The following is a 9,016-nucleotide window of genomic DNA, read 5'->3' on the forward strand; positions in this document are numbered from 1 at the left end:
CTCCACGTGCACTCCGAGTACTCGATGCTCGACGGTGCCGCGCGCCTCGGCGACATGCTCGCCGAGGCCGCGAAGCAGGGCATGCCCGCGCTCGCGATCACCGACCACGGCAACACGTTCGGCGCGTTCGACTTCTGGAAGCAGTCGAAGTTCCACGGCGTCAAGGCGATCATCGGCACCGAGGCGTACCTGACGCCGGGTACGCACCGGTCGGACAAGACCCGCATCCGCTGGGGCGACGGCGGCGGTGACGACGTCTCGGGCTCCGGCGCCTACACGCACATGACCTTGCTCGCAGAGAGCACGCAGGGCCTGCACAACCTCTTCAAGCTGTCGTCCCGCGCCTCCATCGAGGGCTACTACTTCAAGCCCCGCATGGACCGCGAGCTGCTGCACGAGCACCACGAGGGCCTGATCGCCACCACCGGCTGCCCCGGCGGTGAGGTGCAGACGCGCCTCCGGCTCGGGCAGTGGGACGCGGCGGTCGCGGCCGCCGCGGAGTTCCGCGACATCTTCGGGAAGGAGAACTTCTTCGTCGAGCTGATGGACCACGGCATCGGCGTCGAGCGCCGGGTGCAGCAGGACCTGCTGCGGCTGGCGAAGGAGCTCTCGCTGCCGCTCGTGGCCACGAACGACCTGCACTACACCCACGCCGAGGACGCGACGAGCCATGCCGCGCTGCTCTGCGTCCAGTCCGGCTCCACGCTCGACGACCCGAACCGCTTCAAGTTCGACGGCGACGAGTACTACCTGAAGTCCGCCGCCGAGATGCGCCGGATCTTCCGCGAGCTGCCCGAGGCGTGCGACAACACCCTCGTCATCGCCGAGCGGTGCGAGATCGAGTTCGACACGACCGCGAACTACATGCCGCACTTCCCGGTGCCGGAGGGGGAGACCGAGGACTCCTGGTTCATCAAGGAGGTCGACCGCGGCCTCGAGGTGCGCTACCCCGGCGGCGTGCCCGAGAAGGTCCGCAACCAGGCCGAGTACGAGAAATCGGTCATCCTGCAGATGGGCTTCCCGGGCTACTTCCTGGTCGTGGCCGACTTCATCAACTGGTCGAAGAACCACGGCATCCGCGTCGGTCCCGGCCGCGGCTCGGGCGCCGGCTCGATGGCGGCGTACGCGATGCGGATCACCGACCTGGACCCGCTGGTGCACGGGCTGATCTTCGAGCGGTTCCTGAACCCCGACCGCGTCTCGATGCCCGACTTCGACGTCGACTTCGACGAGCGTCGCCGCGACGAGGTGCTGAAGTACGTCACCGACAAGTACGGCGACGACCGGGTCAGCCAGATCGTCACCTACGGCACCATCAAGGCCAAGCAGGCGCTGAAGGACTCCGGTCGCGTCCTCGGCTTCCCGTTCGGGATGGGGGAGAAGCTCACCAAGGCGATGCCGCCCGCGATCATGGGCAAGGACATCTCGCTGTCCGGCATCTTCGACTCGACCGACAAGCGGTACAAGGAGGCCGGCGACATCCGGGCCGTCATCGAGATGGACCCGGAGGCGAAGACGGTCTTCGACACCGCGCTCGGGCTCGAGGGGCTCAAGCGGCAGTGGGGCGTCCACGCGTGCGGCGTGATCATGTCCAGCGTGCCGCTGACCGACGTCATCCCGATCCAGCGGCGTGAGCAGGACGGGCAGATCGTCACGCAGTTCGACTACCCGGCGTGCGAGTCGCTCGGGCTGATCAAGATGGACTTCCTGGGCCTTCGGAACCTGACGATCATCGAGGACGCCCTCGACAACATCGCGGCGAACCGCGGTCATCGGCCCGTGCTCGAGGACCTACCGCTGACCGACCCCGACACCTACCGGCTGCTCGCCGCAGGTGACACGCTCGGGGTGTTCCAGTTCGACGGCGGGCCGATGCGATCGCTGCTGCGCCTGATGAAGCCGGACAACTTCGAGGACATCTCCGCGGTCGGTGCGCTCTACCGGCCGGGCCCGATGGGCGCGAACTCCCACACCAACTACGCGCTCCGCAAGAACAAGCTGCAGGAGATCGTCCCGATCCATCCCGAGCTGGCGGAGCCGCTGCAGGACGTGCTCGGCCAGACCTACGGCCTGATCGTGTACCAGGAGCAGGTCATGGCGATCGCGCAGAAACTCGCCGGCTTCAGCCTCGGTCAGGCGGACATCCTCCGTCGCGCGATGGGCAAGAAGAAGAAATCCGAGCTGGACAAGCAGTTCGCCGGCTTCAAGGCCGGCATGAACGAGCGCGGGTACTCCGACGAGGCCGTCGACACGCTGTGGGGAATCCTGCTGCCGTTCTCGGACTACGCCTTCAACAAGGCGCACTCGGCCGCATACGGCGTGCTGTCCTACTGGACCGCGTACCTGAAGGCGCACTACCCGGCCGAGTACATGGCCGCGCTGCTCACCTCCGTCGGCGACGCTCGCGACAAGCTCGCGGTCTATCTGAACGAGTGCCGCAGGATGGGGATCCGCGTGCTGCCGCCCGACGTGAACGAGTCGATCGGGTTCTTCGCCGCCGTCGGCGAGGACATCCGGTTCGGCATGGGCGCCATCCGCAACGTCGGATTCGCCGTCGTCGCGCAGATCATCGCGGCGCGCCAGGAGCAGGGGCGCTTCACCTCGTTCCACGACTTCCTCCGCAAGGTGCCGCTCGGCGTCGCGAACAAGCGCACCGTCGAGTCCCTGATCAAGGCCGGGGCGTTCGACTCGCTCGGGTCCACGCGTCGCGCCCTGCTCGAGATCCACGAGGGTGCGGTCGACCTCGTGATCAAGGACAAGCGGGCGGAGGCGGTCGGCGATTTCGGGTTCGACTTCGACAGCCTGTTCGACGAGCCGCAGGAGACGTCCCAGGTCCCGCCGAAGCCCGAGTGGTCGAAGAAGCAGAAGCTCGCCTTCGAGCGGGAGATGCTCGGCCTGTACGTCTCCGACCACCCGCTCGCCGGGCTGGAGGCGGTGCTCGCGAAGCACGCCTCGATCCCGATCGGGGACCTGCTCGCACTCGAGACCCCGCCCGACGGCGAGCAGGTGACGCTCGCAGGCCTGGTCACGGAGGTGCAGCACCGCGTCGCCCGCAACTCCGGCAACCAGTACGGCATCGTGCAGATCGAGGACTTCGGTGGCACGGTCAGCGTGATGTTCCTGGGCAAGGCGTACCAGGAGTTCGCGCCGACCCTCGTCGCGGACAGCGTCGTGGTCGTGCGCGGCCGGGTCTCCGCCCGCGACGACGGGATGAACATCCACGCGAACAGCGTGATGATGCCGGACCTCGGGACGAGCGGCACCACCGGACCGCTCATGATCACGCTGCCCGACTCGCGGGCGACGACCGCGACAGTCAAGTCGCTGTCCGATGTCCTCATCCGCAACACGGGGGAGACGGAGGTCCGCCTCCGGCTCACGAAGGGCGAGACCGCGCGGGTCTTCGAGATCCCGTTCCCGGTCCGGGTCACCGCGGACCTCTACGGCGAGCTGAAGAGCCTCCTGGGCCCCGCCTGCGTCTGACCCTCCTTCGTTGAAGGTGGTTTCCCGGCCGGAGGCGCGGAACCACCGTCAAAACGAAGCCCCGATAGGCTCGTCGACCGTGCTTCGAACCATCGACCTGCGGGGGAGCGAGCTCGACGCCACGACGATCCTCGCTGCGCTGCCGCGCCCCGCATCCGATCCGTCGTCGGTGCAGGGGGACGTGCTCGCCCTGATCGAGGACGTCCGCGTGCGGGGTGAAGCGGCGCTGCTCGAGCAGGCCGACCGCTTCGACGGCGGTCGGCCGCCGGTCGTCCGCGTGCCCGTCGAGCAGATCGAGCTCGCCGAGCGCGCACTGTCGCCCGCGATCCGCTCCGCACTCGAGATCACGATCGAACGCGTCCGGGCCGCGAGTCGCGCGCAGCTCTCCGAGCCGGTCACGACCCACCTGGGCGACGGGGCTGCGATCCGTCAGCGCTGGCTGCCCGTCCGACGCGTCGGGCTCTACGTGCCGGGCGGCCGTGCGGTGCTCGCGTCCAGCGTCGTCATGAACGTCGTCCCGGCCCAGGTGGCCGGCGTCCGCGGGATCGCGGTGGCGACACCCGCCCAGCGGGCGCACGGCGGCCGCGCGGACCCGGTGATCCTCGGCGCGGCCGGCCTGCTCGGCGTGCACGAGGTCTACGTCATGGGCGGCGCCGGCGCGATCGGCGCCTTCGCGCACGGCGTACCCGGGATCGGTCTCGACCGGGTGGACGTGGTCACCGGTCCGGGCAACGTGTTCGTCGCCGCCGCCAAGCGCGCGGTCGCGGGCCTCGTCGGCATCGACTCGGAGGCGGGCCCCACGGAGATCCTCGTGATCGCCGACGCGTCCGCCGACCCGGAGCTCGTCGCCGCCGACCTGATCAGCCAGGCCGAGCACGACGTGCTCGCCGCAGCCGTGCTCGTCACGGACTCCGAGGATCTCGCTGCCGCGGTCGATGCTGCGGTCGAGCGGCGCGCCGCCGTGACCTTCCACGCGGAGCGCGTCCGCACCTCCCTCACGGCCCAGCAGTCCGGCATCGTGCTCGTCGACGACCTCGCGGCGGCCGTCGCGGTGAGCAACGCCTACGCACCCGAGCACCTCGAGGTGCAGACCGCGGACCCGTGGCCGCTCGTCGCGGACCTGACGGAGGCCGGCGCGGTCTTCGTCGGACCCGGATCCCCGGTGAGCCTCGGCGACTACGCCGCCGGCTCGAACCACGTGCTACCGACCGGCGGCACCGCGCGCTTCGCAGCAGGCCTCTCCGTCCGCCCGTTCCTCCGGCAGCAGCAGGTCGTCGACTACTCCCTCGACGCGCTCCGCGCGGCGCAGCCCGTCGTCCGCGCGCTGGCTGACGCGGAGGGGCTACCCGCGCACGGCGACGCCGTCGATGCCAGGTTCTCCGATCTGCACAGCTCCTGACCGGCGCAGGGCCTGATCGCCCGCGAATCACACCGCTGTCATTCGATACGCCCCACGGGTAGGGTTTCCCCGAGATGCATTGCCCGTTCTGCCGTCACCCGGACACCAGGGTCGTCGACTCCCGCGTGAGCGACGACGGCCTCGCCATCCGCCGGCGCCGGCAGTGCCCGAACTGCGGCCGACGCTTCTCCACGGCGGAGACCGCGAGCCTGTCGGTGATCAAGCGCAACGGCGTGCTCGAACCGTTCAGCCGCGAGAAGGTCGTCTCCGGTGTCCGCAAGGCATGCCAGGGGCGTCCGGTCACCGACTCCGACCTCGCGCTGCTCGCCCAGCGGGTGGAGGAGGCGATCCGCGCGACGGGCGCGAGCCAGGTCGAGGCCAACGACATCGGTCTCGCCGTGCTGCCGCCGCTGCGCGAGCTCGACGAGGTGGCGTACCTGCGGTTCGCGAGCGTCTACCAGGGCTTCACCTCGCTGGAGGATTTCGAGGGAGCCATCACGCTCCTGCGCGTCGAGGCGGCGTCGAAGCAGGACTCCTCCGCGACGGGCGCCTGACCGCTCGCGTGGGCATCGTCGAGCGGGTCTACCGCGCCCTGTTCCGCGTCGTGCTGATGCGGCTGCCGCCCGAGACCGCCCACCACGCGGCGATGCTCGCGATCCGCGGGTTGGGGGCGGCGCCCGTCGTCGCGGACGTCGTCCGCTCCGCGACCCTCCACGGCAGCGCGCGGGTCCGCACGATGGGGCTGGTGTTCCCGACGCCGTTCGGTCTCGCCGCCGGCTTCGACAAGAACGCGGTCGGCCTTCGCGGGCTCGCCGCGCTGGGCTTCGGGCACGTCGAGATCGGCACGATCACCGCGAAGCCGCAGCCCGGCAATCCGAAGCCGCGGCTCTTCCGCCTGCCCGCCGACGGGGCGCTGATCAACCGGATGGGCTTCAACAACGACGGCGCCGCTGTCGTCGCCGCCCGCCTGAAGCGCCTGCGGCGCCGCGGCGGACTGCCCGTCGTCGGTGTCAACATCGGCAAGAGCCGCGTCACCGCCGTCGATGACGCGATCGAGGACTACCGCTTCAGCGCCGCGACGCTCGCCCCCCTCGCGGACTACCTCGTCGTGAACGTCTCATCGCCGAACACGCCCGGCCTGCGTGGCCTGCAGCAGCTGGACCTGCTCGAGCCGCTGCTCGCCGCGGTGCTGGCCGAGGCAGGGGACACGCCCCTGCTGGTCAAGATCGCGCCCGACCTCGAGGACGACGCGGTCGGCCACATCGGATCCCTCGTCGGCCGCCTCGGCCTCGCCGGCGTCGTGGCGACCAACACCACGAGCCGCCGCGACGGCCTGAGGACACCGGCGGAGCGGGTGGAGGCGATGGGCGCGGGAGGCCTGTCGGGGCCGCCGGTCGCGGTCAGGTCCCTCGAGGTGCTCCGCCTGATGCGCGAGGCGCTGCCGCCGGACGCCTGCGTGATCAGCGTCGGCGGGGTGGCGACCGCCGCGGACGTCCGCGCCCGTCTCGCAGCGGGCGCCGACCTCGTGCAGGGCTACACGGCGTTCCTCTACCGCGGTCCCGGCTGGGCCGCGGACCTCGGGCACGTCTGACCGGTCGGGACCGGACGAACCTCAGAACTCGACGCGGGTGTTGCGCTTGACGGTCGGCTTCGGCACCCGCAGGTTGCGGAACTGCGCCGAGCGCATCACGACGTAGAGGTTCAGTCCGCGCTCCACCTTCGTCTTGTCGCCGAGTTTCTGCGCGATCCGGCGGCGGATGACGGCCGCGCGGAACAGACCGTCGGCGATCGTCAGCGCCAGGTAGCCGTAGAGCGGGAAGAACAGCCAGGTCGCCGCCGGGATCAGCAGCGTCGCGACGAAGAACAGCACGAAGACCGGGATGAGGAACTCGCCGATCGTCCACTGCGAGTCGACCCAGTCGCGCGCGAACTTGCGCTGCGGCCCCTTGTCGCGGGCCGGCAGGTAGCGCTCCTCGCCGTTCGCGAGCCCGATGCGGGCCCGCTCGCGGTACTCGGACTCCCGCGTCCTCGACTGCCGCCGTGCCGCCTTCCGGTCGGCGACCACGATCGGGCGTCGGTTCGCGGCCTCCCGTTCGCGCCGGGACGGGGTCGCGCGACCCTTGCCGTTCACGAGCACCTCCGGCTCGGGAGGTGCCTCCACCGTCTTCTTCGCCATGTGGGTCTCCTCCGCAGCCGCCTCCTAAGGTTACCGGCATGCCGGTCGAACCCGCGGAGCAACCTGTCCTGGATGCCGTCGCCGCCGGGTTCCCCGCCGCGGTCGGCGTGCTCGGGCGTCTGGTGCGCATCCCCTCCGTCGCGTTCCCCGGGTTCCCGGACGAGCCGCTGACCTCCAGTGCGGACGCGGTCGCGCAGCTGCTGCAGGACACCGGTGCCTTCGACCTCGTCGACGTCCGCCGGGCCGAGTACGCGACTGAGGGCGGCACCGCGCTCGGCTCGCCCGCGATCGTCGCGCGCCGGAGCGCCGCACCCGGTCGCCCGACCGTCCTGCTGTACGCGCACCACGACGTCCAGCCGGCCGGCCGGCCCGAGCTGTGGGACACGCCGCCGTTCGAGCCGACCCTCGTCGGCGAGCGCCTCCACGGCCGCGGTGCCTCCGACGACAAGGCGGGCGTCGTCACCCACGTCGCCGCCGTGACGGCCGCGTTCGAAGCACTCGGCGATGCGCTCGAGGTCGGTATCGCGATCTTCGTGGAGGGGGAGGAGGAGGCCGGTTCCCGGTCCTTCGACGCGTTCCTCGCCGCGAACCACGACCTGCTCGACGCGGACGTCATCGTCGTCGCCGACTCGGACAACGTCAGCACGACCGTGCCGGCGCTGACGTCGTCGCTGCGCGGGAACGTCACCGCGGTGCTCGAGATCGCGACGCTCGACCACGCCAGCCACTCCGGGATGTTCGGCGGCGCCGCGCCCGACGCGGTGCTCGCGGCAGTCCGTCTGCTCGACTCGCTCTGGGATGCGGACGGCGCCGTCGCCGTCGCCGGGCTCACCACCGCCCGCCCGCCGGCCGGGAGCCCGGCCGGTCCGAGCATCGCGCAGCTCGTCGCCGACGCGGCGCTGCTCCCGGGCGTCCGCCCGATCGGACGCGGCACCATCGCCGACCGTCTCTGGTACGGGCCCTCGATCACCGTCACCGGCATCGACGTGACCGACGTGCTGAATGCGTCCAACACGCTCCTGCCGTCCGTCCGCGTCCGGATCAGCTGCCGCGTCGCACCCGGCCAGGGCGCGGAGGAGGCGTTCGCAGCGCTCGAACGCCACCTGCGCGAGCACCTGCCGTTCGGTGCCCACCTCGGCATCACCGACGTCGACCTAGGCGACCCCTTCCTCGTCGACCAGTCCGGCTGGGCCGCCGCAGCCGCCCGAGCCGCGCTCGCGGACGGCTGGGGCGCCGAGCCCGAGCTGACCGGCATCGGCGGCTCGATCCCGTTCATCAGCACGCTCACCGAACGGTTCCCGGCCGCGGAGATCCTCATCACCGGCGTCGAGGACCCCGACACCCGGGCCCACTCGCCGAACGAGTCGCAGGACCTCGGCGTCCTGCGCAAGGCGATCACGGCGGAGGCGCTGCTGCTCGCCCGCCTCTCGCGACGCGCGGGCTGAGACGGGGCGGAAGCGCACGATCCCGCACGTACGCGTCTAGCATCGACGCATGACCGACACCGCGACCCTCGGCACCACCCCGATCGACACCGCGCACGGCGTGCAGCTCACGCCGACCGCAGCCGGCAAGGTGAAGAGCCTCCTCGAGCAGGAGGGTCGTGACGACCTGCGCCTGCGTCTCGCCGTGCAGCCCGGCGGCTGCTCCGGCCTCATCTATCAGCTCTACTTCGACGAGCGTCTGCTCGACGGCGACGCGACCGTCGGCTTCGACGGCGTCGAGGTCGTCGTCGACCGCATGAGCGTCCCCTACCTCGACGGCGCCACCGTCGACTTCGAGGACACCATCCAGAAGCAGGGCTTCACCATCGACAACCCCAACGCGCAGGGCTCCTGCGCCTGCGGCGACAGCTTCCACTGAGTTGATTGCCGCGCCGCCGCCGCCGCCGCTGCGGCGCGGCTGCCGTACCGGCGCGCCTGGACGGCGCTTCGGCTGACGGCGGGCGGGTGGCCGGT

The 9,016-nt window shown here is 71.0% G+C and carries 7 protein-coding genes; 6 read left to right on the forward strand and 1 reads right to left on the reverse strand.

The window, feature by feature from the left end:
- From dnaE to ACFE67_RS12415, 4 genes are all read left to right on the forward strand, one after another.
- The coding region (gene dnaE / locus ACFE67_RS12400) for a DNA polymerase III subunit alpha (RefSeq protein ID WP_375407187.1) at window positions 1-3,483 on the forward strand (3,483 nt) is incomplete at its 5' end.
- Between the two features lie 79 nt (window positions 3,484-3,562).
- The gene (gene hisD, locus ACFE67_RS12405; protein WP_375407188.1) at window positions 3,563-4,882 is read left to right on the forward strand and encodes a histidinol dehydrogenase; all 1,320 of its coding nucleotides are present in this window, start codon (window positions 3,563-3,565) and stop codon (window positions 4,880-4,882) included.
- Between the two features lie 74 nt (window positions 4,883-4,956).
- Window positions 4,957-5,436, forward strand: a complete 480-nt coding sequence (nrdR, locus tag ACFE67_RS12410; protein WP_375407189.1) for a transcriptional regulator NrdR — start codon at window positions 4,957-4,959, stop codon at window positions 5,434-5,436.
- A gap of 14 nt (window positions 5,437-5,450) precedes the next feature.
- A complete protein-coding gene (locus ACFE67_RS12415) occupies window positions 5,451-6,473 on the forward strand; it encodes a quinone-dependent dihydroorotate dehydrogenase (RefSeq protein WP_375407193.1) in 1,023 nt (340 codons plus the stop codon).
- Window positions 6,474-6,494: 21 nt separating this feature from the next.
- Here the strand turns inward: ACFE67_RS12415 and ACFE67_RS12420 are convergent, their stop codons facing one another.
- A complete protein-coding gene (locus ACFE67_RS12420; protein WP_375407190.1) occupies window positions 6,495-7,058 on the reverse strand; it encodes a DUF3043 domain-containing protein in 564 nt (187 codons plus the stop codon).
- A gap of 38 nt (window positions 7,059-7,096) precedes the next feature.
- Between ACFE67_RS12420 and ACFE67_RS12425 the strand changes: the two genes are divergently transcribed.
- A complete protein-coding gene (locus ACFE67_RS12425; protein ID WP_375407191.1) occupies window positions 7,097-8,503 on the forward strand; it encodes a M20/M25/M40 family metallo-hydrolase in 1,407 nt (468 codons plus the stop codon).
- A 49-nt stretch (window positions 8,504-8,552) separates the two neighbouring features.
- Window positions 8,553-8,921 (forward strand): HesB/IscA family protein, encoded by a 369-nt coding sequence (locus ACFE67_RS12430; protein WP_375407192.1) that lies wholly within the window; start codon window positions 8,553-8,555, stop codon window positions 8,919-8,921.
- Window positions 8,922-9,016 lie beyond the last annotated feature (95 nt).

It is taken from the genome of uncultured Amnibacterium sp., from assembly GCF_964244015.1.
Classification (GTDB): Bacteria; Actinomycetota; Actinomycetes; order Actinomycetales; family Microbacteriaceae; genus Amnibacterium.

Coding starts and splice junctions, on each gene's coding strand:
- nrdR (WP_375407189.1), top strand. CDS start 4,957: ATGCATTGCCCGTTCTGCCGTCACCCGGACACCAGGGTCGTCGACTCC.
- ACFE67_RS12420 (WP_375407190.1), bottom strand. CDS start 7,058: ATGGCGAAGAAGACGGTGGAGGCACCTCCCGAGCCGGAGGTGCTCGTG.
- ACFE67_RS12430 (WP_375407192.1), top strand. CDS start 8,553: ATGACCGACACCGCGACCCTCGGCACCACCCCGATCGACACCGCGCAC.
- ACFE67_RS12425 (WP_375407191.1), top strand. CDS start 7,097: ATGCCGGTCGAACCCGCGGAGCAACCTGTCCTGGATGCCGTCGCCGCC.